This window comes from Neobacillus sp. DZ-9, from assembly GCF_059587065.1.
Window position 1 is genome coordinate 55,914 of sequence record NZ_JCAIOL010000006.1, and the last position, 23,739, is coordinate 79,652.

Here is a 23,739-nt window from a genome sequence, read left to right on the forward strand (position 1 = left end):
GATGGAATTTTAATAAGAAGGGTACGATTGCCCTGAAGGAGAGTACCAAATGAATAAAGTTGCAGTATCTGGATTGGGGATTACCCCATTCGGTAAACATGAGAACACCTCATTAAAAACATTACTCCTGGACGCTTGTCTGGATGCATTAAGGGAGGCGAATTTCCCTAAAATAGATGCTGTTTATATCGGAAATTTCATGTCCGGTTCTTTATGCAATCAAGAAATTTTAGGAGCAATCACGGTGAATGATTTAGGGTTGGGTCCCATCCCGGCTGTTAAAGTAGAGGGGGCTTGTGCATCAGGCGGCATTGCTTTTCGACAGGCATTCCAAATGATTCAAAGTGGTGAATATGATCATGTTTTAATAGCAGGTGTGGAGAAAATGAAACATGCCACAACAGAGGATTCGACAAGGGCCATAAATGCGGCAATGGATAATGATTCGAATGAAAAACATGCCGGATTGACCTTTCCAGGATTTTTTGGCATGCTAGCCAATCGATATTTTTATGAAACAGGTGCTTCCAAAAAGCATTTAGCGATGGTCGCTTTGAAAAATCGGGAGTACGCGATGAACAATCCCATTGCACAATTTAAAAGCTCGACAAGTTTGGAAGAAATTATGAATGCCAGGATCATTACTGACCCTTTAGGCTTATTTGATTGTTCCCCAACAACTGATGGTGCTGTTGCAGTTGTCCTTTCAAAGGGAGAAAAAGGGGTAATTGTTCGGGCATCCGCACAGGCATCCGGTATGACCCAGTTGCAGGAGGCAGAGGATATATTAAGTTTTCCAGCGATAAAAGAATCAGCGAATCGTGCCTATCAAATCGCCGGGCTTGGTCCTGAGGATATTGATGTAGTAGAGTTGCACGATTGTTTCTCGATGACAGAAATAATAGCCATTGAAGAACTGGGCTTTTTCAAAAAAGGCACTGGCTGGGAAGCGGTAGAGCTTGGACTAACAAAGCATGGAGGAAAAGTACCTGTGAATACAAGCGGTGGTCTGCTGTCTAAAGGGCATCCAATTGGGGCGACAGGCCTTGCACAAATCTATCAAATTGTTTCCCAGCTTCGCGGTACAAGCTGCAATCAGGTTGAAGGGGCAAACATTGGATTGGCTCAGAACCTAGGTGGAACGGGGGCATATTCAACCGTCCATATATTCGAAGGGGTGAGATCGTCATGGAAATGATTCAAGTATATGAATGTGCACAGTGTGAAAAAAAGTTTATACAACGTAAATGGATTTGTCCAAACTGTAAAAATAGCGAATTTCGTCAAAAAAAGATTAGTAGTGAAGGAAAGGTTTTTTCACATACAACGATCCATGTTTCTTCAAAAGAGTTTTCTCATCTCACACCTTATTCAGTCGCTTTAATCGATTTATCAGAAGGACTTAGAGTGACTGGACGGGTAACGGATCAAGTTGTGATCGATGATAATGTAAAATGCATTTCATATTTAGACAATACTTACGTATTTGCAAAATGTTAATTGCAGACATGCATAGGGAATAATATTTTTGTCCAACTCATGGAGTGTTTCCTTACGGTCGATTAATTAACCAGAAAAGTTTATCACGGAATCTGAAAAGCCGTTTCCTGTCGGAAACGGCTTTTCAGTTTAAAACGAAGGTTTTAAAATCAAAGTCAAAAAAGAAGAAAGTTAATTGATTTCCATAAGTTCAGTCTTCAACAAGTGGGCCAGATATTGGGATAAACTAAAAGGACAGTTAGATAGGGTTTCTTTATCACAAAACCATTCAGTTGCTTACATTTGACGATCAACTGTAAAGTTACATATACTTGTCAGATTACTGCAGGGATGCTTATTTTCAAGGAGGTAAGACATGGATTACATTTCACCGATAGAAGCGGTGTTAAAGGCGAAACGGTGGCCTAAAGCTACCATAGCGGCGGGGCGTCGTCATACCGTAGGGCTTAAATCGGACGGTACGGTGACGGCTGTGGGTGATAATAAATATGGCCAATGTGATGTAAGCGGCTGGCGCGAGATTGTGGCGGTCGAGGCTGGTAATGTTCATATGGCGACGAACACGGGTAATGCTCATACAATCGGTCTTAAATCTGACAGTACTGTGGCGGCTGTGGGTTGGAATAAGCATGACCAATGCGAGGTAAACGACTGGCGCGATATTGCAGCGGTTGCGGCGGGTTGGTGTCGTACCATTGGGCTTAAATCGGATGGCACGGTGGTAGCAGTGGGCCGAAATAATGAAGGTGAATGCAATATAAGCGGCTGGCATGATATTGTGGCGGTCGCGGCGGGTGACTGGCATACCATCGGTCTTAAATTGGACGGCACGGTGACGGCTGTGGGTAATAATCGGTATCGCCAATGCAATGTAAGCACCTGGTTCGATATTGTGGCGGTTGCGGCGGGTTATCTTCATACCATCGGTCTTAAATCGGACGGTACGGTGACGGCTGTGGGTTTGAATAAACATGACCAATGCGATGTAAGCGGCTGGCACGGTATTGTGGCGATATCTGTGGGTAGTAATCATACCATCGGCCTTAAATCGGACGGTACTGTGGCGGCTGTGGGTTGGAATGAGTATGGCCAATGTAATGTAAGTGATTGGCGCGATATTGTGGCGATTGCGGCGGGGTGTGCCCATACCGTCGGTCTTAAATCGGACGGCACGGTGCTTGCTGTAGGTGATAATAAATTTGGCCAATGCGATGTAAGCGGCTGGCGCGGCATCCAACTCCCCGACATTGTGTAAGATCTATTTAATGGACTGAACGGTAATTCCGCTCAGTCTCTTTTTATGATCAAATGGGTTTATCCTATTAAAAAACTTTCAGCTACTTGATTTTACAAAAGAAATTTTTTGAAAAATTAACAAATACCTATTATAATAAAACTAATCATTTTTTATGACCAAGTCCTAATATTTAGTAATAATTTTTAGATAACTGGAGATCAAGCATGCCAATCGAGACGAAACAAAGGAAACCAAGTATATCATCCTATTATAAGACACTGAGAATCAAGGACTGTAAAAGCAAGCGCAGCTATTGGAAGCACGTTAGGGGAGTAGATTCAGTCTTGGCCGAGGAACTTGAACCGTTACTTTGCCGTGAGAAGCAGGGGAACTTTTATGAGGTAAAGAATGCTTCACTGCCTTTCAGTTTGGCAGTGGAATCATGGACGATGTCCTATCATAAGTCTATCCTGACTTGGATTAACCAGCAAAAACAACTGAAGCCCAAGCGAATTTTGGAAATCGGTTGTGATAATGGGTTATTGGCATGCTGGTACGCTACTCGTTTTCCGGATGCGGAGATTATTGGAATTGATCAGTCGGAGAATGGAATCCAGTGTGCCAACGAGCTGGCTAAGCAGCTCGGACTTGCAAATGTGAGCTTTTATACAAGTGAATTTTTGGATTTAAGGGACCGTTTTTTGATGAATTCTATTGATCTCATTATTTCTGTGCGAACCTTTCATGAGATTATGGGGCCAATATTCTTCCCAAAGTATTGGTCCCTGCCAGATTACTTGAAGGAAAATCCAACGTATAGAAACTGGAGATATTTACAAATAGTCGATGATTTGTTAACTGCGGATGGCACCTATCTCTCTTTTGAGCGATTGGAAAATCCCGCAGATCTTGGGAAGTGGGCAAATTCACTGAACCAAGCAAATCTCCATATCCAATGGGATAAATGCGACATTATCGATTATAATGAGTTTGGAACGGATAAGTGTTCTCCGATAGTTGTGGTGTCAAAAAGGGAGACAGGATTAGCAACCCTAGAAGGTATGGAGTGCCTTTATACGAAAGATCATTCAATAGTATTAGAGGCCGGGAAATCTTACAGCGGGGCAAAAGCTGAGATTACCTACCATCGGTTGGGGAAGAAAACATTTAAATCAGGCTATTACCTGGATGTGCCCAACCACTGGCATGTGTTTCGATTTGAATTTTGGGAGACTAAGAGTTTTCTGCTTGTCTATAGTTATGGGAACATGGGGCATCGTCATTTGGAAATTCTTCCTGCCGGGGCATACGAAGATGCCCAATCGCTGATAGAGGAAGTAATGGGGCAGTTTAGTCACTTGGGACCAATGGTTCAGTATGATAATTTAGAAGACAATAAATATATTATGTTAACTGATTAACTGCATTTAAGATCTAAAGTCATGTACTCGGTATTTTCCAAGCATTTTTGGAGGAGATACCGGGTATTTTTATTAAACGTAAAAAGATAAATCCTTTTCCAACAACAATTTTTAAGTTAAATTTATTATTAATAGGAAATACGGTTTGAATTGGATGGTGAAAGTGTATGAAGGAAACAAAAAAGCTGCAAGAAAAAGATTTGTATAAACCAATTCAGACGTTTTTTGTAAATGATGGGTATGAGGTTTACGGTGAAGTAAAAGATTGTGATATGGTTGCTGTTAAAGGTGAGGAGTTAGTTGTTATTGAATTAAAGCTTACGTTAAGTGTTGATTTACTTATTCAGGCTGCCAAACGTCAGCGTCTGACCGAAAAAGTTTATATCGCCATTCCAAAACCAAAGCATCGATTAAATTCTAAACGCTGGGCAGATAAATGCCATTTAATTAGAAGAATGGAGTTGGGATTAATTTTGGTTTCGAGCCCAGGGAAACGGGCAAAAGCAGAAGTCATCCTTCACCCAGCTACGTTTGACCGGCGTAAAAGTATGGGGCAAAGCAAGTCAAAGAGAGAATCTGTTTTAAAGGAAATCAATGGGCGAAGTGCCGATTTCAATATTGGCGGAAGCAATCGGACCAAAATCATGACCGCCTATAAAGAAAAATGTATCCAAATTTCTTGTTACCTACAAAAATTTGGTCCCTTATCCCCAAAAAACTTAAATAAAATGGGCACAGGAGACAAAACTTCATCCATTCTAATTCAAAACTATTATGGCTGGTTCGAACGAATCAAGAGAGGGACCTATGTAATAAGTGAGAAGGGCATAGAGGAAATAAAGGAGTATCCTGATCTTATGAATTATTACTTGAATGATAGTTTCAGTGACGAAAAGCTACATAATTAAATTTTAAATCCAAGATTTGAAGAAGCGGGATATGAAAATTTATTTAACTTCCTTAGGACTTTTTGATTAAATATCGTGAAAAATGTGGAATTTTGGAGAAAAAAGCAGGATTTTTAGCTTTAAAAAGGAATATATAAAATATTCAAATAATCATATAAATTCTTTCACCATAGAAGTAATTTGACCTATTAAGACAACAACTTCGAAATAAAAAGATAAGGTGTAGTGCAATTTTTTTCATCAATTCTATCAAAGTTCGAAAGAAGGTATACGAATGATTGAAAATTTCTTTGCTGACTATAAAAAGTTTATTGTTGTACCGGAAGATGAAAAGCGAGCGGTGAATAAAGTCTTTGACCCCAAAAATTATGCAGCTTATTATATTTTAACTCTGTCTATTTTTGATTCTCGTTTATTATCCTGGAGAGATGCAAGTAAATTTGATATAGATATTGAAAAAAGCATCAAAACAGTCCTGAAGGATTTCAATCAAAATCAGCATGAGAACTATCATCTTCAATTACTGGAATTAGATAAGTTTAAAAACTATTTTATTCTAGCGCTATCTTCTAAAACTAAATTTAATCCAGGGGAAGAAAAGGGTCGAATCTCTTTTATAATTGATCGATTGTTAACGAATCCATTTTATGTGGCCCAAAATTGGTTCAATCTAATTGGTGAGAAAGGAAGAGTTGAACGGAAGCTTTTTTGCTGCTCTTTTAAGGAATATGAAGTGGAAGACAAAAGAGATGAAGGATATGAAAACATTAGTGAACTGGTCCCGAAACATGGAGAGATTAAGTTGATAAAAAACTCACCAAAAAGAGAAATTCTTTAAAATACAAAACAATGTAAACCCATTATTAGCCTTCCTTAAGAAGGCTTTTATTTGTTTTTATCTAAAATTTATTTTAAAATATGGCAATCCTATAATATATCTATGCCGATTGATAATAAGCATTAAAAATCAGAAATATAGATAACTTCAGTGCTAAACATTTAAGGTTATCAGGATAGATTCTTACATATATAAATGGAACTCTTTAAGAAATGAGGAAATATGATGATTGTCATTGAAAATGATTGGTTAAAGGTTGATATAGCAAGGAATGGAGCAGAAGTACGTAATGTGAAGCATAAGAAAAATGGGCTCGACTATATGTGGACAGGGGATAGCGCCTACTGGGGACGCATTTCACCGGTCTTATTTCCGATTGTTGGCCGGTTAAAGGAAGATCAATATCATCTGAATGGTCAAACCTACAAGATGTCACAGCATGGCTTTTTACGTGACGTTGAATTCGATGTAGAAAAACAGACAACAACTAACGTTTCTTTTGTGTTTGAATCTGCTGGACGCTTCATGGATATTTACCCTTTCGAATATAAAGCTACTATTCACTATTTACTAAAAGAGGACTCACTAATTGTAGAATGGGAAATAGTGAATGAAAACCAGGAAGAGATGTATTTTTCCATAGGCGCCCATCCTGCTTTTAGGATTCCGCTTGTAGAAAATGAAACATTAGAGGACTATGTTTTGCAATTTACACCTGCTGCAAATAAGAATGTAATGGAATATGAGCTTGAGAATTCCATCATTCATGAGAAAGGAACGGCTAATGAAATCTCAACGATGCAGCTTACACCATCTTTATTTGCACATGATGCTTTAGTTTACAGCAATATCGATCAAGTTACATTGGTATCGAATAAATCAAGTCATGGTATAGAGGTCATGTTCAAGGATTTTCCTTTCGTTGGGATTTGGTCGAAGTTTAATGAAACTGATGGTACAATGGCTCCATTTGTTTGTATTGAGCCTTGGTACGGCATAGCTGATACCACTCATGCATCCGGGAACTTGAAGGAGAAGGTTGGAATAAATAAGCTTTACGCAGGAAAAACCTTCAAGGCTGAATATAAAATGAAGTTTAAATAAAAGAAGTAAGCACTTAACAAAATATTCAAAAAATATTGACAACTATTTGAAAGGGAGGTAAATTATATATAAACAATGTAAATAGTATAAGATTATAAAGTTATAATATTATAAAAAAGGTGACTAAATCATGAAAATTGATAAAAATAATCACGCACCTCTTTATCGACAAGTGGAACAGGTGCTCGAAGAGAAAATCATGTCAAAGCAATGGGAAGTAGGCTATCAGCTGCCGACAGAGCATGAATTGTCTGAGCTTTTTGATGTAAGTACGATTACAGTGAAACGAGCTGTAATTGAACTAGTGAATAAAGGATATCTTTATAGACAGAGAGGCAAAGGGACTTTTGTTGCTGGCTCCACAAATGAACAAGACATCAATGCCATATTTTCATTAACAACTGATGAAGAGGAACATCCTCATGAATTAATCAGTTTTTCCATTGAAGATTCAGATAACGAGGTAGCCGAAAAACTGGGTTTGAATCCAAGAACAAAAATCTTTAAGATCAAGCGTGTAAAGATCGATAATCATGAACCAGTAACCCTTGAATACACCTATCTTCCATATGAAATTTGTCCCGGTCTAACACCTGATGATATTAATAATGAACTTATTTACAATATTCTAAGAAAAAAATTTCATATTTCCTTAGGCAGAGCCAAATTAATAGTGAAACCTTACATTGCGGAAGGGGAAAAGGCAGAAAGGCTGCAAATTGAATCCGGTACACCCGTTTTTAAATGGGAGAGGTTTACCTACACGAAACAGGGAGAGATCATTGAATACTCGAAATTTTATGACCACCAGGATAAAACCACCTACTACACAGAAATCAATTTTTAACATAGACAGTTGAAAATTTATAAAACTATAAAGTTATAATATTATATCTTAAAAGATTATAATATTATATTTTTTTAATAGTTAATTTCTGAAAATTGGCAATATTATATTGGTATAAAAAATGTTGTCCTAAGTTGAAAAGGGGGAGTGAAACAGTTGTAAATACCCTTCAAGGTCACAAATCTAAAAAATGAAATGAAATGAGGAGGAATTAGGATGAAGAGAAAAACGTTGCTTTTTGGGTTCATTTGTTTATTGCTAGTTGTTGTATCTGCATGTAGTAGTGAAACAGGCAGCACCTCCAAAGAAACTGCGGGAAAAGCTGACAAAACCTTGGTGTTGGCGGCTTATGGGGGAAGCTATGAGAAAAAAATGAAGGAAACCGTTATTCCTAAATTTGAAAAGGAATTTGGTGTCAAGGTCCAATATATTACCGGAAGCTCTGTTGATACATTATCTAAGCTGCAAGCACAAAAGGCTAAACCTCAAATTGATGTAGCCTTCATCGACGACGGTCCACAAGCCCAGGCAAAATCCTTCGGCCTGCTTGCACCATTAGATAAAAAACTGGTTACTAACTTAGCCAATGTTTATGATATTGCCAAGGATAAGGACAATGTCGGTGTCGGTTTTGGGATTATTACCACAGGACTTGCTTATAATAAAAAGGTTTTTGAGGATAACAAGTGGGATCCTGTCACATCCTGGAATGATTTAGCAGATCCGAAGTATAAAGGAAAACTTGTCTTACCATCCATCTCTAATACTTACGGAGTCCATATGCTTCTTATGGCTGCTAAGGCAAATGGCGGTAGTGAAAAAAATATCGAACCTGGATTTGAAAAACTAAAAGAAATTGCTAAGAATGCTGTGACATTTGATAAAACAGCAGATGTATCCAATTACTTTTTGCAGGGACAGACTGTTGCCAGCGCGTGGGGCAGCAGCAGGGTATTCACGTTAAAACAGTCTGGATTCCCTATTGAGTTTGTAATTCCGAAAGAGGGCGCACCTGCATTGATGTCGACTGTTAGTGTCGTTAAAAATGCTCCGCATCAAGAGCTTGCACAAAAATTTGTCAATTATGTTTTAAGCGAAGGAGTACAAACAGAATTTGCTAATTCCTTATTTGATGGTCCAGTAAATAAAAACGTGAAATTAAGTGGCGATATTTTAAACCAAATTATTTATGGACAGGATGAAATTTCGAAGCTCGTGAAGGTAGATTGGGAATATGTGAATCAAAAGCGATCTGAGTGGACTGAAAGAGCAAACAAAGAAATTGAAGTGGCCCACTAATAAAGGGGAGATACGATGAGCTATTTATGTCTTGAAAATGTAGTGAAGACGTTTAATAAAACAGAGGTCGTCAAAAAGATGAACCTGGAAATCAAGAAGGGAGAGCTTGTTTCCTTTCTTGGTCCTTCAGGATGCGGCAAGACCACGACGCTAAATATGATTGCAGGCTTTTTGGATGTTGATGGCGGAAGTATTGTGGTGGACGGGAAACCCGTTCACCTGCTTCCTCCCAACAAAAGAGAAATGGGCATGGTTTTTCAAAACTATGCTCTTTTTCCCCACATGACCGTGTTCGATAATGTAGCCTATGGACTTAAACTTCGCAAAGTCCATAAAAGTGAAATCAATCAACGTGTGTTGGAAGCGCTAGAAATGGTCCGATTATCCGGGTATGAAAAACGGTATCCGAAGGAGCTTTCCGGTGGACAGCAGCAGCGTGTCTCATTGGCCAGGGCCTTAGTCATCAAACCAAAAGTGCTGCTCCTCGATGAACCATTAAGCAATCTGGATGCCAAGCTACGCCAGGAAATGCGTGAAGAAATCGTGGAAATTCAAAAAAAGGTGGGCATTACCACCATATTTGTTACCCATGACCAGGAAGAAGCACTGGCTATTTCAGACCGGATCGCGGTTATGTATGAAGGGAGAATTGAGCAGGTTGACAACCCAGTGGCCATTTATAACCACCCACAAACCGATTTTGTTTCGAGGTTTATTGGAGAAGTGAATCAGATCCAAGGCCATGTTGTTGAAACGTACAGCGGTAAACAATGTAAGGTATCCTTTCATGGATATCACCAGGTGCTTTCATGTCATGGTATGAAAGATGCATTGGTCGACTTTTATCTAAGACCTGAAAAAATCCAAATCTATCAAGAACATAGCGAGGGACTTCGTGTTCGCGTAGAAAGAAAAATGTTTTTAGGTGCAAAAACACGATATATTTTACAACTAGCAGATCAACAGTTAATTGCGGATATTTCCAATACTGTTCTAAACCCCGATCAAATAATAGAAGGGCAGGACGTATTGGCTGTATGGAATCCAGAGGAACTATTAGCTACTAAAAAGTGAGGTGACTTCGAATGCAGGCTGAACTGGAAATGAATCAGGAACAAGAGATTCAATACAAGCAAATGAAAAAGAAAAAGTCGAAGAAAAGGCTTGATTCATGGTTATTATTACTTCCAGCGCTCAGTATTTTTATTTTTTTCTTTCTGCTGCCATTGTTTTTTCTTTTTATCACAAGCTTTAAGACCTTCGATGCAGCCACTGGAATTGGTCATGACTGGACCCTACAAAACTATGCGAAGTTTATTACAGATCAGTTTTATCTCGGTGTTTTATGGAGAACAGTAAAAATTGCCTTAATCACCACATTGGCAGCAGTTGTCATTTCGTATCCAGTAGCTAATCAGATTACGAAAGTTAGAGGAAGAATGAAAAATTATTTAACTCTCCTCGTCTTATCTCCGTTGTTAATTAGCATGGTTATCCGTTGTTATGGCTGGGTCATTTTGTTATCCAATAATGGTGTCGTGAATAACGCCCTGATGAAGATGGGCTTGATTGATAAGCCGCTTACCTTACTGTATACAGAGTTCAGCGTTGTGATTGGCATGGTCCACGTTTTATTTCCATACATGGTGTTAAGCATTATGGGATCACTTGAAAGAATTGATCCTAGTGTCATTAGAGCTTCGCAAAATCTTGGTGCAGGACCTATTCGAACCTTCTTTTCCGTTATTTTGCCGCTGACACTGCCAGGTATCTTTGCCGGTTCGGTCATGGTGTTCAGCCTAGCGGTGAGCTCCTTTGTTACTCCGGCCATTCTTGGAGGTCCTCAGGTGAAGGTGATGTCGTTCCTTACATATGAACAGGTTTCGACTATTTTGAATTGGCCTTTTGGTTCAGCTATCGGCTTCCTGCTAATCTTTATTGCTACGATTACCATTATTATTTATAGCAAGTTACTTACCAGATCTGAAAAAGGAGTGGCCATTCAATGAGAAAGGTATTACCAAAAGCCGGCTTGAATTTCTTTTGTATCCTTGTCTACATTTTTCTGGCTGCCCCAATTGTAGTGGTTCTATTATCATCCCTAACCACAACGGAGTACATCGTCTTTCCTCCCAAAGGGATCACGCTCCGGTGGTACGCAGAGCTGATCAACCATCCAGAGTTTATGCAGTCCTTCACCCTAAGTATTATGGTCGCTTTGGGAACTTCAATTATTTCGACGATCATCGGAACAATGGCTTCGATCGCTGTTGTTCGGTATGAGTTTAGAGGAAAAACAGCCATAACCCAATTAATCGGGTCACCCTTATTGATTCCATCTGTCGTATTTGGGGTAGCTTTACTGCAGTTTTATTCCTGGATCGGTTTGGCAGCAAGTCCCATTGCGTTAGTGATCGGGCATTTTATCTTAACGATTCCTTTTGTCATGAGATTGGTTGTGGCCAGCTTAGTAGGTTTCGACCGCTCGATCGAACTGGCGGCCAAGAATTTGGGTGCTGGAAGTCTTAGAGTATTCTTTCAAATTACCCTCCCCGTCATAAAATCAGGCGTGATTGCAGGGGCTATTTTTGCCTTTATTACCTCTTTTGACGACTTAACTGTCGCTTTGTTTATTGTCAGCACAGATGTCGTCACTCTGCCGGTTCGAATTTATACCTATATGCAATACCAATATGATCCTATCATTACATCGGTATCCAGCATCATGATTTTACTAACCGTCATCTTAATGGTGGTCATTGAAAGGATCCTTGGTGTTGGAAAAGTGTTTTCGTCGAAAAATTAAGAAGAAGGTGTTTGTAAATGCATATTCAACATCATCCTGTATTAGGCGGGCAGCTTCAAAAACCGGTAACAATCTTTTTTAATGATCAGCCCTACAAAGCATATGAACAGCAAACCGTTGCGGCCGCCTTAATGGCTAATGATATTAAAAGGCTGGGGTTAAGCAGAAATTTGGTTCAGCCAAGGGGTCTTTTTTGCACACGGGGGAGATGCTGCAGTTGCTATATGACGGTAAATGGGGAAGATCATGTCCGAACCTGCATGGTCAAAGTGGAAGAAGGAATGAAAATCTATCCGAATGATGAAGATCCGGACGTAAGGAGGGAGTTCTGTGGAGACTGATATTCTAATAATTGGCGCCGGTCCGGCTGGTCTTGCGGCTGCCTTTGAAACGGCTTCGAAAGGATTAGATGTAACGATTGTAGATGAATCCTTAACAATGGGCGGACAATTAAACCAGCAAACGCAAGTTATTCCTTTCTTACCTTCCTCGTTTCAATCGATGCGCGGGTTTGAATTGGCAGCACATTTAACCAAACAGTTAAAAGAATACGATATTCGTTATTTGCTAGGCCATCGTGTCATTGGTTTTTACAAGGATGGCGGTGTTGGCATTACGGATGAGCGGGACGTATTTCCAGTTAAAGCCAGGAAAATCATTGTGGCTACTGGAGCGGCAGAAAATGCAGTCGCCTTTCCAAAATGGACGCTTCCTGGGGTGATGACCATCGGAGCGGCTCAAACTTTAATCAATCGGGATTTTGTTCAACCGGGCAAGGAAGCAGTAATCGTTGGCTCAAGTGATTTTGCCTTGGATGCTGCCCTGCAGCTTTCTGAAGTGGGAGTTCACGTCAAGAGCTTTATCGAAAAAAATGCCGACATTCTTTCCAGGGATTTAGAAAAAATAGAGCAGGTAAAAAAAATGGGCATTCCCATCTATTTAGATTCTTTTATCAAGGAAGCTAGGGGAATGGGTGCCGTAGAAGAAATTGATATCGAGATTGGGACACGTGTTTTAACGGAAAAAGTGGATTTAGTTTGTGTAGATGGGGGAAGATCTCCAATCCTTGATATCTTTTACCAGTTGGGCTGTTCCTTTGGATATCAAAAAGAACTCGGTGGCTGGGTTCCGCAATACAATCACCATTTTCAAACCGACTGTGAGGATATTTTTTTAGCTGGGAATGCCGCTGGAATTAGTACACAGGGAGTTCTATTAGTAACCGGTATGCTGGCAGGAATTAACGCTTGTGAAGCCTTAGGCGCTATAACTAAGACCCAGGCAGATGAAGAAAAGTTCTTTTTTTGGAAAGAGTTGGAGATTCTTGAAACGAAGTACAACCCAGAAATCTGGGAGGCAAGAAACTTGCATATAGAAAACTTCGCGCATCCGGTGATAAAGGAACAATTTCTCTCTTAACTCAAATAGATGAAGAGACAGAAGGTGAATGAATTGGATAAAAGCACGATAATTTGTCGATGCGAAGAAATTAACTATGAAGAAATTGAGGATGTCCTGACCAATGGGGCAAAAACATTTGATGATATTAAACGGTTAACAAGGTGCGGCATGGGGCCATGCCAGTCAAAAATATGCCATTCTCTCGTCGCCGCCATGATCCACGAAAAAACAAAAACCCCTATTTTCCAGATACCGCTGCCGCGAATGAGGATGCCGCTAAGTCCTATTAAACTTGAGACATTAGCGACCAATAGCACTTCGTTTTCATCTGTAAAATCAGTTATGGATGAGGTGGAATTAGAGGACGGGAAGGTGAGATAATTGGATACAAGTTACGAATCGATCATTATCGGCGGCGGGGTGGTAGGCAGCAGTATTGCCTATCACCTCTCAGAACAAACCAAAGAAGGAATTCTTGTTCTGGATCAAAAATTCCCATTGTCAGGCACCTCCGGATCCACCCAAGCCTGGGTATGGGTTCACAACAAAACCCCTTCCTGGTATGCTGAATTTAGCATGTATAGCGCCGAGCTTTACTCCTATCTTTCCAAAAAAATCGGCGATGTGGAGTTTAAACGAACAGGAGGTCTTTCACCGATTTTCAATGAAGCAGACCGTGAAAAGGCTGTGCGGCTGGCTGAGGCGTACGAGTCGATTGGGATAAAGATTAAGGTTTTATCCCGGGAAGAGGCACTTGAAAAAGAGCCATTTCTCAACCCGGATGTTGTCGGTGCGACATATAGTGCCATTGACGGCAATGTAAATCCTTTTCGGTTAGTTGATCGTTATATGAGAGCGGCAAAGAAAAACGGCGTTCAATACTCTACCTATAATAAAGTAACCGAAATTCAAAAGCTGCCTGAGAAATTCATTGTGGTGTCAGAAAAGGGAACGTTCGCTTGTAAAAACCTTATTCTTGCTGGCGGTACATGGTCTAGGGAATTAGGGAAGCTGGTGGATGTAACTATTCCGATCAACCAATTAAGAGGGCAAATTCTTGTGACTGAGCCCTTGAAGCCTTTTTTAAATTATACGATTAGCGGATTAAGACAGGCTTTTAACGGAGAGGTGTTAATTGGTTATTCAATGGAACAAGAAGGGTTTAATAGGGCAACCACACTTGATGTGATTCAAGAAACCGCCAATATGGCTGTCCATTATGTCCCATCATTGAAAAAAGCGAAGGTGGTTCGAGCTTTTTCAGGTATCCGGGCCATGCCGGAAGATGGTTTTCCGATTCTCGGGAAAATCCCAGGAGTTGAAAATCTTTATGTTGCCGCTACGCATAGTGGCGTAACGCTTTCTCCACTCATTGGAACGCTTATGACGGAGTTGATTTTGGAGGGAGAAACCTCGATTCCAATAGACCGATATTCAATCAGCAGGTTTGCATGATGAAATTTTTTAAAAGCTTAGGAGGAAATTAGAGTGCCCCATTTATTTATTAGAGGAATTTCAGTAGAACAGGTTAAAGCGGTCAGCCGACCATTAGTACAGGAATTAGCTGAACTTTGTGAATGTGGAACAGACAATTTTACGTTAGAGGTGGTCAACTCAACCTTTGTGTTTAATAATGACGAGGTACCTGGATATCCGTTTATTGAAGTTAAATGGTTTGAAAGAGGCCAGGAGGTACGAGACCAATTTGCTAAAATTGTCACGAAACAAGTTCACTCGCTCGAAATCCCGGAAGTAGAAGTTGCCTTTAGTACCTTTAAAGAGTCGGATTATTATTTTAATGGGAAGAGTTTTAATTGAAACTAAATGTCTAAATCCCTTGAAGGGAACCGTTTATTTATGGACCGAACCATGTTGCTGCATGTTCGGTTTTTCATTTAGTTCCTATTTTTGAATCAGTTAATATATTTAAGGCACGATAATATTTGTAACGAAGAATAAATAAAGGGGCAACTAGTATTGGACATTGAAAATACACAAAAAGTCACATTTAAGCTGGAGAATGACATTGGGAAGTTAGAAGTAAAAGGTGAAATTATGGGGGAAAGCCAAATCCCATTTTTTGATGATTTAAAGTTTAAAGGGGTAATTGCTTTACTTAATTCCATTGATAACCAAAACTTTATCGAATCAGGGAATCATCAACTATTTGATCATTTTATCACGGAAATAGAAGAGACCCTCGATGAAATGAAAACATATGACCAATTTCAGGGGAAAATTTTTTAATGGAATAAAAGGGACTACTACATAAGTGATGAAAAAAGGGAGCCCATTGCAGGTTCCCTTTTGAAGCATTAGTGCATGGAATTCATCGCCGCTTGGTTGACTCCCATGTGAATTTGGCTGATTTACTCTTCTTCCAAGCCATCTATTGGGACAAGACGTTTCTCATCGTGGGTTCCCCTTTGAGTGACAAACGCCATGCCAGTTGTATCTTGAATGCTTTCGATCCATACAGGAATACCATGATATTTAACGGAAATCTCTTCATCTGCTGCAAAAATCTCTTTCACTCTATTTAGGTTCATTATTTTCACCTCAAAGTTATTTTTCCAAATTTGTTTCAACAATATAAGTAAAATCATATTCCGTATAAGGAACGGTATTTAACACAAAATATGATAAATTTGAGTTAAATGGGGGATTCAAATGTTAAATGAGAACAATAAACCCGAAAATTCTTCGGACCCGAGCGTTATGGAGCAGCCATTACTATCAACTGGTTCTACTGAAGCAGGTTTTAATTGGAACCCTGACGACAAGGAAAAGGCTCAAAAACCGAGGATTGGTAATACCGTAGTTGGGGATGAAGGGCAGTAGTGTTGACCTTAAAGTTAAAAAAACTATTTACGTATTTAAAAAAAGATATTGAAAGGACAACAAATAATCCATGAAAAATCAACGAATTCCAGAGCATAAATTGAATACAACAAACACGGTGGGGCAGGCAATTGAAAATATAACAAGCAATGATTTAACTGTATCAAATTCAACAGAAAAAATTAATAAACAAAGTACTAATAAAGCTAAATAAGAATGTATGTTCTAATAAATATTTTAGACTCTCTCTTGAACTTGCCTTTGAAACGTGATGTTAATCACAATCAAGAACTGTAGTTTGCACTATAATGATAATAGAAACTACACTTTCAAGGAAAAAGAGGGAATGGTTTATGGCTGTAATATTAGAACAGAAAAAAGTGAATGAGTTGGTAGACCGCTTCTACGAAAAGTTACTAAAGGATTCCTATTATGTAACCATGTTTAATGAAAGAAACGTGGATATTGAATTGCTGAAAAATCGGCAAAGAGTATTTATAAACCGCTTAGTTTCTGATGAGTCTGCACAGGAACAAAGTAAGCAGGAATCACAGGTAAGGGAAAGACATCCGTTCCAAATAGATCCGGAAAGGGCCGAGGTTTGGTTTGGAAAAATGAAAGAGACAATGGATGAAATGGAACTAGATCCTGATGTAAAAGAGCATCTTATTGAAAAAGTAGATGTTTTGTTAAACAAGATAATAAAATGAGCTAATTGAATAGATTAAATTTATTGGACCGGACATATTGTTCGGTCTTTTTATTTTATCGAAAAAAAATAATCCACCCTCGACTCAGGTGGATTACTTTTATTTTTCTATTTATTCATTGGTTAGTTTAACTATATTTATAAATGCTTCTAAAACGATCATATGCTCATGAAATGGCTATAAGCCAGGTTCTGTTCTTCCGTACTGCAATCGGCAGCAAGCCTCGCACTGGAAGTAGCAGTCATGTAACTATCGGCCTATGACCGATTCATCCGTTAGGTTCATTTTCCGCAGGATGATGCCCCTACCTAAATTTGGGTTGCTCGCTCGTGGGGTTTACCCGTTCCACCTTTTCCGTTTCCAGAAAAGCCTCGTCACTGTGGCACTTTCAGGTTATTCTCAGCATATCCCAAAGGACTTAGCATGATTTCACCGCCGTCTGTCAATATCAATATCGACAGCCCACCTTTGCAGATGGCACGAACACTACAGGCATCTCAGCACTGTGCGAGCCTGGACTTTCCTCAGCTCCGTAAAGGAACCGCGACTACTCACCATTTCATGTTTTTCATTCGTTCAGAAGCGACAATGAATACTATATCAGGTTGAATCGGATAAATCTTTAGTTGTTTATTTCCAACTTTTCCAATCAATAAACCCTTATATACTTGTACATATTTAGTATTACCAATATAGTTTTATGGATATACAGGACTTTTGGACTACCAAAATTTACAGCTAGTCCTCAATTCTTATAGATGATATATTTTTGTCATAAGTTCTTCACGGAACTTTGCGATTTAGTTTTTAATAAAGAGAAGTACTGAAGAGGCGCCCCTGCTAAGGGTGTAGGTCGGGTAACCGGCGCGAGGGTTCAAATCCCTTCTTCTCTGCCATAATCATGGCGGCTGTGGCGAAGTGGTTAACGCATCGGATTGTGGTTCCGACATTCGTGGGTTCGATTCCCATCAGCCGCCCCATAATATTTCCCAGTAGCTCAGCGGAAGAGCTATCGGCTGTAAACCGGTCGGTCGTAGGTTCGAGTCCTGCCTGAGGAGTCATAGTCCAACAAGGACACTAAGAACTTGGTCAGGGCGGGAACGCAGCAGCCATAATTAGTGAAATTGTGTGGACTATTACATAGACAGAAAGAGAAAAGGGCTAAACTCTATCTATTTTGAGTTTAGCCCTTTTTATTTGTATAAGAAATTTCCACTTTACCTATGTCCCTTTTTTGAATCAAGAATAATCATAGACGCATCTTGTCCCATGAATATTTTATTTCCTGTATAAAAAGTTTTGAATTTAATATCCCTAAACCCTATTTTAGTCATAATGTCGGTTAGCTCTTCTGGATTAAATCCGTTATGAACAATATCTGAAACTATTTTTTCATTTTTATTAAAATCTACAACCAGCAGATGTCCTCCTTCATCAAGAACATCAAATAATCTTGATAAAACTAATTCAACATCATGAATATGGAGTAGAACCTGAGCCATAAAAATATAGTCGGCATGTAAATTCGATAGACTTTCCTTTTCAATATCAAAGCATAATGTATCTACATTCTGAACATTAAATTCAGTTATTTTTTGGTTTATTTGATTAATCATGTTTTGTGACGTATCCAAAAAAAGCATAGAATTAAACTCGTTTAACAAGTTCATTCCTACAAGACCAGTTCCACACCCAAAATCAATTGCATTCTTACTTTTAGTGTCAACCAAATACTTACGGATGGCATCGGATGATACCTTTGCGATTTGGATTCTTTCAGGAGTATCATATTTATTAGCTATCATTTCAAACTTATCAGTATTTCCCATTATTATCTCTCCAATCAGGCTTATTAAACAAACCTAAACATAAAAAACTTGTCATTATATAGGATACGATTCTGCATATCACAATTCAACTAATTGCTTCTTTAGTTGAATACCCGATCCTATGGCAACGATATATAGGGAAGAAGATACTTTTCCTATAATTAATACATGAAAAAGGACAATCCACAAGGACTGTCCTTTTTTGACGCCTTTATTCTTTAAGCAGGAACCCATTTTGTAATATCGTGTTCCTGATTTTTTCTTGGGAAAGTTCATTCTCATTGTACTCTATTTTTACTTCTCCATCTTCAGTATCTACTAATGCCCTTTCAATGCCATCCATTCCGGATAGAATCGTTTCCAGCGTCTGAATAGACTGAATTTTACCTGCTTCCTTTAAATTAACAGTCATGTCTGCCAATGGGGATCATCCTTCCAGATATTCTACATATTGACTGGATTTATTGCTTTTTTTCATTCACAGCCTTGTTTAGTAATCGGTTATTTTCTAATCCATTTTCGCTAAAAGCGTTGTCGTTATCTAAGCTATTGGTTATACTTGCTTGATCTAAATTAGTATCTTTGTCAGTTGGTTGAATATTTGTTGTTTTCGCCATCTGTCTTCATCCTTCCTATCTTATAATTTTTGCACCTTTTAATTTTGCCTTTTTTGAAGCTAAAAATGTAACAAGTTTGAAAAATTGACTAACTTCCTGTCAGAAAATAGATAAAAGGATTTGGAGTTTTACACACCAGCTGTCATATTGATAGCTTTTTTTATTTGGCTCTGTTAAAGGTAAATGTTGATATTGATAGCGTATTCCGCAGAAAACTCAAGCAAATATACAAAAACACTGTTACTTACAATAGCTGAATTGGAGGAACATTGTAAAAATGGATCCGAGTTTTACTAAATATGTGTTGGTTCACAAGTAAGGAGAACCTTGACAATAAAGATTCCCCTTTAGATTCATTAATTATCAACATTAAAGTTTAACAGAGCATTATATTTTAATGACAGTAGAAACGGACAAGTTTCGACTTGGACGGTGTTTTATAATGGTTATTGTTGGAAGGGAAATGAGAAAAGCCAAAAAGGCATATAGGGAGGTTTTGAAAATGACTATACTGTTTGAGAAGAATGGGAAGGTTTGTACAATTACCATAAATCGGCCGGAGGTTAAAAACGCAGTTGACCGAAAGACAGCTAAAGAGCTTGCGGATGCTTTTCGAGAATTCGAAAAGGATGAAACGTTACGAGTTGCCGTCTTACATGGAACTGGCGGGACCTTTTGTGCTGGAGCTGATTTGAAAGCCCTATCTATAAATGAAGGAAATGAAATGAATATGAACATGTCAAAGGATGGTCCGATGGGTCCCAGCCGAATGCATTTATCAAAACCTGTGATTGCAGCAGTTTCAGGATACGCAGTTGCCGGGGGAATGGAACTTGCAATCTGGTGCGACCTGCGCGTGATGGAACGGGACGCGGTATTTGGTGTGTTTTGCCGTCGCTTTGGTGTTCCGCTTGTGGACGGTGGGACTCAAAGGCTTCCCCGGCTTATTGGAATGAGCCGTGCTCTGGATCTGATTTTAACTGGACGTCCCGTCGAAGCGGAAGAGGCATTGATGATCGGTTTGGCTAACCGCATCGTTGAACCAGGTACAGGCAAAGAGGAAGCAGAAAAACTAGCTGCAGAAATCTCCGAGTTTCCTCAGCTTTGCATGCTAAGTGACCGAGAAGCCGTTTATCATGGATTTGATCAGGACTTTGATAAAGCGATGCAGCTGGAGTTTCAATTAGGATTGAATGTCGTAAACAGCGGAGAAACCCGTGAAGGAGCGACACGCTTTTCTAACGGACAAGGAAAGCATGGGCGATTTAAATTATGAACACTTAGGGGGGAAATGAAAAAATGAATGCTGCGGAATTAATAAAAAGAGGCGCCAGATTTTATCCAAATCATACAAGCGTTATTTTTCAAGGAGAAAAATTAACCTTCGACCAAGTATTTAGAAATAGTAATCGGTTGGCCAATTCCTTGTTAAGCCTTGGACTTAAAAAGGGAGATCGAGTGGCTTTTTTATTGGCCAACTCCTTGCAAAGCGTCGAAATTGATTTTGCTCTCTTGATAACCGGGATTATTAAGGTTCCGTTAAATACGAGGCTTTCAGAGAAAGAACATATTCATATGATAAAGGAAACTGAAGCAAAGGCGCTATTATATACAGAAGAATTCAGCGAACGGGCAGAGCAATCAAACTACATTGTGATAAACTCCACTTTTTTTGCCAAATGAATGGAACGTCAAAGGAACCATGGATGCTAAATATGCATGAATTTATTCAAGGGGTTTCTGATGATGAACCAGCCGTAAAAGTTTTTGAGTCGGATCTGGCAAACATTCAATATACTTCCGGAACGACGGGAATGCTCAAAGCTGCCGTCCATACTCAGGAAATCTGGGCCGCCATTTGCAATAACATTTTGACTTCAATAGAAATTCAAGAAGGGGATACGATGCTTCACGCAGCTCCTTTAACTCATGCATCAGGTGCCTTAGTGCTTCCACATTGGATTCCGGAGCAGCCAATTTCATCCTGCCAAGCTTCGATCCCGAACATTACCTCCAAACCATTCACGATGAAAAACCAACAACCTTAAATTTAGTCCCAACCATGATTGTGATGCTTTTACATCACCCAAATGTAGAACAGTATTCCTTTGAATCTATCAGGAATATTATTTACGGAGCTTCACCAATGCCACGTGAGGCTCTGAAACGAGGACTTGCCTTATGGGGTCCGAAATTCCTTCAATACTATGGTCAAACAGAAGCACCGCTATTTCTTTCGATTTTAAATAAGAAGGATCATACAGGTGAGGGAGAAGAAGCTGAAAATCGATTGTTATCATGCGGCCGTCCCGTACCAACAGCTTCTATCAAAATTGTAGATCAAACAGGTGAAGATGTACCAGTAGGAGAAATAGGTGAAATCCTTGTGAAATCGAGTCAAGGGATGGCTGGTTACTGGAAATCTACTGAATTAACACAAGAAACAATTAAAGACAGGTGGATTTATACACAAACATCCCTATAGGTAATTTATGGTATAATGAAAGAAAAATAGAAAGGCGGGGAAATATGGTTTTTAAAAGGTCTCTCAGCCGAAATGTTTTGCCGATCTTGCTATTGTTAGTGTTGACTGCAAATTATACTTTGTACCATACAACATTGGGAATACAACTGATGCCAAATCAACCTAATTTAGTCATTGCGGCATCCATGTTGGATTTAGCCTTGGTTTCTCCGATTTTATTTTTGGCCTGGAAACGAAAATCAAATAGGAAAAACCTGATTTTCGGAATTGCCGGCGGACTAATATTTGTGAGTATCTTTATTCCAAAGGATTATTTAGCGCCATTTAAAGCTGTAACATGGATTGGTTTCGCAATTGAAGGCGGACTGCTCTTACTGGAAATATTAGTGCTCGTTTCGTTGTTTAAATATTTGCCATCCATCGTTCGTTCTGTTAAAAAAAGTCCACTGCCAATTCTCTTTTCATTTTCGAACGCAGTCGAAAACCAAGTCAAATCCTATCCTATTATTCGAATCATTTGTTCAGAAATGCTCATGTTTTACTATGCATTTGCAGCCTGGAGAAAGAAACCCCAACAAGACACAAACATGTTTACGTTGCATCAAAATTCAAGCTTGATTGCCTTGCATGTGCTGTTAATTCATGCCACAATCCTTGAAATGGCTGGGCTTCATTGGTTAATACATGAAAAGTCTGTGATATTGTCGATTGTTTTACTCGTAATCAACATTTATACCGTTATTTTCTTTTTAGGAGATATTCAAGCCGTACGCTTTAATCCTTTGGTTATTACCGAGGAGAAGATGTACGTTTCATTAGGCCTGTTAAAGCGAATCGAAATAATGTGGTCCGATATCGAAGAAATCATCGATGAACCATCATATTTAAAACAAAAACGGTCAAAAGATACAATTGAATTCATTGCACGTGATTTTGAAGATTCCCATCCTAATTTCATATTAAAATTAAAGCAGCCTGTTGAAGCTACTTTAATCATGGGGATAAAAAAAGAATATTCACAAGTTGCGATAAAAGTAGATAATCCGAATCAATTTAAAGTGGGTCTAAGGAAAAAATACGAATTAAATTGAGGGTCTGAATAAATGTCCGATTATTTCTTTCTAATTAGTTTTGTTGTAGGTTTGAATTTGATTGTCGGTGTATTATTGGGCATGTCTGGCATTTCCGGCTTTCTCCTTCCATTAATTTATGTAGGATTTTTAAAAATGCCTGTTCACGATTCACTTGCATTAAGCTTCTTATCCTTTGCCGTCTCCGGCATCATCGGTACTATTTCCTATTGGAAATCTAAAAATATGAATGTTAAACTAGCACTATATTTGAGCATCGGAAGTCTGCCAGGGGCATTTTTGGGAGTCCAAATAAATGTGTTAATATCCGACTATTTTTCAAAACTCCTTCTCTATATTTTCGTGCTATTAGCAGGAATATCCATCTTACTAAAGAGAAATAAAGATCCAGCTATTGAAAAAAGACCATCAAAAATGTTAGATTATTCTTTTCTGGTCATTCTACTTGGGTTCATTACAGCGGTCATTTGTGCCTTAACAGGAGCAGGAGGCCCTATCTTACTAGTACCGGTTTTGGCTGGTCTTGGGATTAATATTAGAACAGCAGTGGGTGTCAGCCTATTGAACTCCATTGTTATCGCTATTCCTTCTATTTTAGGTTATTTTTCCCATGCAAGTGTCGGATTTAGCCCTATGGTGATTTTAGGTAGTTTAATAGGGACGATTGCAGGGATTGTGATAGGTGTCCGCCTTGCCAGTAAGGTGCCTCTGCCTCAATTGAAGATGATGATCGCCATCATTACGATCCTATCTTCGTTCTATATGCTCGTAATGTTACATATAAGGGCTTAGCCCTAGGGTTTTG

General features: G+C 39.0%; 31 protein-coding genes, 3 tRNA genes and 2 other RNA genes. 31 read left to right on the forward strand and 5 right to left on the reverse strand.

The genetic code is table 11. The annotated features are described in order from the left end of the window. Positions 1 to 49: 49 nt before the first annotated feature. The 18 genes from AC59HZ_RS17725 (at position 50) to AC59HZ_RS17810 (ending at position 15,608) form a co-directional block, all read left to right on the forward strand. Positions 50 to 1,198: a thiolase C-terminal domain-containing protein gene (locus AC59HZ_RS17725; RefSeq protein WP_496547127.1), complete on the forward strand. Its 1,149-nt coding sequence runs from the start codon at positions 50 to 52 to the stop codon at positions 1,196 to 1,198. Further along, positions 1,189 to 1,500, forward strand: a complete 312-nt coding sequence (locus AC59HZ_RS17730; protein ID WP_496547128.1) for a Zn-ribbon domain-containing OB-fold protein — start codon at positions 1,189 to 1,191, stop codon at positions 1,498 to 1,500. The genes AC59HZ_RS17725 and AC59HZ_RS17730 overlap by 10 nt, the downstream gene beginning before the upstream one ends. Positions 1,501 to 1,855: 355 nt before the next feature. Then, entirely contained in the window at positions 1,856 to 2,755 is a 900-nt protein-coding gene (locus AC59HZ_RS17735) for an RCC1 domain-containing protein (protein ID WP_496547129.1), read from the forward strand. Positions 2,756 to 2,961: 206 nt separating this feature from the next. After that, on the forward strand, positions 2,962 to 4,158 hold the full coding sequence (locus AC59HZ_RS17740) for a methyltransferase domain-containing protein (RefSeq protein ID WP_496547130.1): 1,197 nt from the start codon (positions 2,962 to 2,964) through the stop codon (positions 4,156 to 4,158). A gap of 167 nt (positions 4,159 to 4,325) precedes the next feature. Further along, a complete protein-coding gene (locus tag AC59HZ_RS17745) occupies positions 4,326 to 5,066 on the forward strand; it encodes a DUF2161 domain-containing phosphodiesterase (protein WP_496547131.1) in 741 nt (246 codons plus the stop codon). 274 nt (positions 5,067 to 5,340) lie between these two features. Next, positions 5,341 to 5,904, forward strand: a complete 564-nt coding sequence (locus AC59HZ_RS17750; RefSeq protein WP_496547132.1) for a hypothetical protein — start codon at positions 5,341 to 5,343, stop codon at positions 5,902 to 5,904. A gap of 222 nt (positions 5,905 to 6,126) precedes the next feature. Further along, entirely contained in the window at positions 6,127 to 7,008 is an 882-nt protein-coding gene (locus tag AC59HZ_RS17755) for an aldose 1-epimerase family protein (RefSeq protein ID WP_496547133.1), read from the forward strand. 130 nt (positions 7,009 to 7,138) lie between these two features. Continuing rightward, a complete protein-coding gene (locus tag AC59HZ_RS17760; protein WP_496547134.1) occupies positions 7,139 to 7,855 on the forward strand; it encodes a GntR family transcriptional regulator in 717 nt (238 codons plus the stop codon). A 216-nt stretch (positions 7,856 to 8,071) separates the two neighbouring features. Continuing rightward, positions 8,072 to 9,154 carry an ABC transporter substrate-binding protein gene (locus AC59HZ_RS17765; protein ID WP_496547135.1) on the forward strand — a complete coding sequence of 361 codons (1,083 nt, stop codon included), beginning with the start codon at positions 8,072 to 8,074 and terminating at the stop codon, positions 9,152 to 9,154. Positions 9,155 to 9,169: 15 nt separating this feature from the next. Next, positions 9,170 to 10,228 (forward strand): ABC transporter ATP-binding protein, encoded by a 1,059-nt coding sequence (locus tag AC59HZ_RS17770; RefSeq protein ID WP_496547136.1) that lies wholly within the window; start codon positions 9,170 to 9,172, stop codon positions 10,226 to 10,228. 11 nt (positions 10,229 to 10,239) lie between these two features. After that, positions 10,240 to 11,163, forward strand: a complete 924-nt coding sequence (locus AC59HZ_RS17775) for an ABC transporter permease (protein ID WP_496547137.1) — start codon at positions 10,240 to 10,242, stop codon at positions 11,161 to 11,163. Then, positions 11,160 to 11,960: an ABC transporter permease gene (locus AC59HZ_RS17780; RefSeq protein WP_496547138.1), complete on the forward strand. Its 801-nt coding sequence runs from the start codon at positions 11,160 to 11,162 to the stop codon at positions 11,958 to 11,960. The genes AC59HZ_RS17775 and AC59HZ_RS17780 overlap by 4 nt, the downstream gene beginning before the upstream one ends. Before the next feature lie 17 nt (positions 11,961 to 11,977). Then, positions 11,978 to 12,301, forward strand: a complete 324-nt coding sequence (locus AC59HZ_RS17785; protein WP_496547139.1) for a (2Fe-2S)-binding protein — start codon at positions 11,978 to 11,980, stop codon at positions 12,299 to 12,301. Continuing rightward, positions 12,291 to 13,379, forward strand: a complete 1,089-nt coding sequence (locus tag AC59HZ_RS17790; RefSeq protein ID WP_496547140.1) for an NAD(P)/FAD-dependent oxidoreductase — start codon at positions 12,291 to 12,293, stop codon at positions 13,377 to 13,379. Before AC59HZ_RS17785 ends, AC59HZ_RS17790 begins: the two co-directional genes overlap by 11 nt. Positions 13,380 to 13,388: 9 nt before the next feature. Continuing rightward, positions 13,389 to 13,742 carry a (2Fe-2S)-binding protein gene (locus tag AC59HZ_RS17795; RefSeq protein WP_496547141.1) on the forward strand — a complete coding sequence of 118 codons (354 nt, stop codon included), beginning with the start codon at positions 13,389 to 13,391 and terminating at the stop codon, positions 13,740 to 13,742. Then, positions 13,743 to 14,816 (forward strand): NAD(P)/FAD-dependent oxidoreductase, encoded by a 1,074-nt coding sequence (locus AC59HZ_RS17800; RefSeq protein ID WP_496547142.1) that lies wholly within the window; start codon positions 13,743 to 13,745, stop codon positions 14,814 to 14,816. 33 nt (positions 14,817 to 14,849) lie between these two features. After that, entirely contained in the window at positions 14,850 to 15,179 is a 330-nt protein-coding gene (locus AC59HZ_RS17805) for a DUF1904 family protein (protein ID WP_496547143.1), read from the forward strand. Between the two features lie 159 nt (positions 15,180 to 15,338). Further along, positions 15,339 to 15,608 (forward strand): hypothetical protein, encoded by a 270-nt coding sequence (locus AC59HZ_RS17810; protein WP_496547144.1) that lies wholly within the window; start codon positions 15,339 to 15,341, stop codon positions 15,606 to 15,608. A gap of 122 nt (positions 15,609 to 15,730) precedes the next feature. Here AC59HZ_RS17810 and AC59HZ_RS17815 read toward each other — a convergent pair whose 3' ends face one another. Further along, positions 15,731 to 15,910, reverse strand: a complete 180-nt coding sequence (locus AC59HZ_RS17815) for an H-type small acid-soluble spore protein (protein ID WP_496547145.1) — start codon at positions 15,908 to 15,910, stop codon at positions 15,731 to 15,733. A gap of 121 nt (positions 15,911 to 16,031) precedes the next feature. Here AC59HZ_RS17815 and AC59HZ_RS17820 point away from each other — a divergent pair, with 121 nt between their 5' ends. The 3 genes from AC59HZ_RS17820 (at position 16,032) to AC59HZ_RS17830 (ending at position 16,912) form a co-directional block, all read left to right on the forward strand. Beyond that, the gene (locus AC59HZ_RS17820) at positions 16,032 to 16,202 is read left to right on the forward strand and encodes a hypothetical protein (protein ID WP_496547146.1); all 171 of its coding nucleotides are present in this window, start codon (positions 16,032 to 16,034) and stop codon (positions 16,200 to 16,202) included. A gap of 70 nt (positions 16,203 to 16,272) precedes the next feature. Continuing rightward, positions 16,273 to 16,416 (forward strand): hypothetical protein, encoded by a 144-nt coding sequence (locus AC59HZ_RS17825; protein WP_496547147.1) that lies wholly within the window; start codon positions 16,273 to 16,275, stop codon positions 16,414 to 16,416. A gap of 139 nt (positions 16,417 to 16,555) precedes the next feature. Continuing rightward, positions 16,556 to 16,912 carry a globin domain-containing protein gene (locus AC59HZ_RS17830; protein ID WP_496547148.1) on the forward strand — a complete coding sequence of 119 codons (357 nt, stop codon included), beginning with the start codon at positions 16,556 to 16,558 and terminating at the stop codon, positions 16,910 to 16,912. 175 nt (positions 16,913 to 17,087) lie between these two features. Here AC59HZ_RS17830 and rnpB read toward each other — a convergent pair. Continuing rightward, an RNA gene (rnpB, locus tag AC59HZ_RS17835) (RNase P RNA component class B) lies at positions 17,088 to 17,471 on the reverse strand. A gap of 255 nt (positions 17,472 to 17,726) precedes the next feature. Between rnpB and AC59HZ_RS17840 the strand changes: the two genes are divergently transcribed. The 4 genes from AC59HZ_RS17840 to ffs all read left to right on the forward strand — a co-directional run bounded on the left by AC59HZ_RS17840 (position 17,727) and on the right by ffs (position 18,055). Continuing rightward, positions 17,727 to 17,808, forward strand: a tRNA-Ser gene (locus tag AC59HZ_RS17840). Between the two features lie 8 nt (positions 17,809 to 17,816). Then, positions 17,817 to 17,892 (forward strand) — tRNA-His (locus AC59HZ_RS17845). A gap of 7 nt (positions 17,893 to 17,899) precedes the next feature. Beyond that, a tRNA-Tyr gene (locus AC59HZ_RS17850) sits at positions 17,900 to 17,970 on the forward strand. After that, an RNA gene (gene ffs / locus AC59HZ_RS17855) (signal recognition particle sRNA small type) lies at positions 17,970 to 18,055 on the forward strand. The genes AC59HZ_RS17850 and ffs overlap by 1 nt, the downstream gene beginning before the upstream one ends. Before the next feature lie 74 nt (positions 18,056 to 18,129). On the opposite strand, the gene AC59HZ_RS17860 is transcribed toward ffs, so the two are convergent. The 3 genes from AC59HZ_RS17860 to AC59HZ_RS17870 all read right to left on the reverse strand — a co-directional run bounded on the left by AC59HZ_RS17860 (position 18,130) and on the right by AC59HZ_RS17870 (position 19,358). After that, a complete protein-coding gene (locus tag AC59HZ_RS17860) occupies positions 18,130 to 18,741 on the reverse strand; it encodes a class I SAM-dependent methyltransferase (RefSeq protein WP_496547149.1) in 612 nt (203 codons plus the stop codon). A 211-nt stretch (positions 18,742 to 18,952) separates the two neighbouring features. Continuing rightward, a complete protein-coding gene (locus AC59HZ_RS17865) occupies positions 18,953 to 19,153 on the reverse strand; it encodes a heavy-metal-associated domain-containing protein (protein ID WP_496547432.1) in 201 nt (66 codons plus the stop codon). Positions 19,154 to 19,202: 49 nt separating this feature from the next. Further along, the gene (locus tag AC59HZ_RS17870; RefSeq protein WP_496547150.1) at positions 19,203 to 19,358 is read right to left on the reverse strand and encodes a hypothetical protein; all 156 of its coding nucleotides are present in this window, start codon (positions 19,356 to 19,358) and stop codon (positions 19,203 to 19,205) included. Between the two features lie 502 nt (positions 19,359 to 19,860). Between AC59HZ_RS17870 and AC59HZ_RS17875 the strand changes: the two genes are divergently transcribed. From AC59HZ_RS17875 to AC59HZ_RS17900, 6 genes are read left to right on the forward strand one after another with little or no spacing between them, the layout of a single operon-like run. Then, positions 19,861 to 20,634 carry a crotonase/enoyl-CoA hydratase family protein gene (locus AC59HZ_RS17875; RefSeq protein WP_496547151.1) on the forward strand — a complete coding sequence of 258 codons (774 nt, stop codon included), beginning with the start codon at positions 19,861 to 19,863 and terminating at the stop codon, positions 20,632 to 20,634. 23 nt (positions 20,635 to 20,657) lie between these two features. Further along, positions 20,658 to 21,041: an AMP-binding protein gene (locus tag AC59HZ_RS17880; protein ID WP_496547152.1), complete on the forward strand. Its 384-nt coding sequence runs from the start codon at positions 20,658 to 20,660 to the stop codon at positions 21,039 to 21,041. Positions 21,042 to 21,064: 23 nt separating this feature from the next. Next, positions 21,065 to 21,406, forward strand: coding sequence for an AMP-binding protein (locus tag AC59HZ_RS17885; RefSeq protein ID WP_496547153.1), 342 nt, complete (start codon positions 21,065 to 21,067; stop codon positions 21,404 to 21,406). Continuing rightward, on the forward strand, positions 21,316 to 21,843 hold the full coding sequence (locus AC59HZ_RS17890; protein WP_496547154.1) for a class I adenylate-forming enzyme family protein: 528 nt from the start codon (positions 21,316 to 21,318) through the stop codon (positions 21,841 to 21,843). Before AC59HZ_RS17885 ends, AC59HZ_RS17890 begins: the two co-directional genes overlap by 91 nt. A gap of 44 nt (positions 21,844 to 21,887) precedes the next feature. Further along, on the forward strand, positions 21,888 to 22,934 hold the full coding sequence (locus AC59HZ_RS17895; RefSeq protein WP_496547155.1) for a beta-carotene 15,15'-monooxygenase: 1,047 nt from the start codon (positions 21,888 to 21,890) through the stop codon (positions 22,932 to 22,934). 12 nt (positions 22,935 to 22,946) lie between these two features. Then, complete coding sequence (locus AC59HZ_RS17900) at positions 22,947 to 23,726, forward strand: sulfite exporter TauE/SafE family protein (protein WP_496547156.1); 780 nt, start codon at positions 22,947 to 22,949, stop codon at positions 23,724 to 23,726. Positions 23,727 to 23,739: the final 13 nt, after the last annotated feature.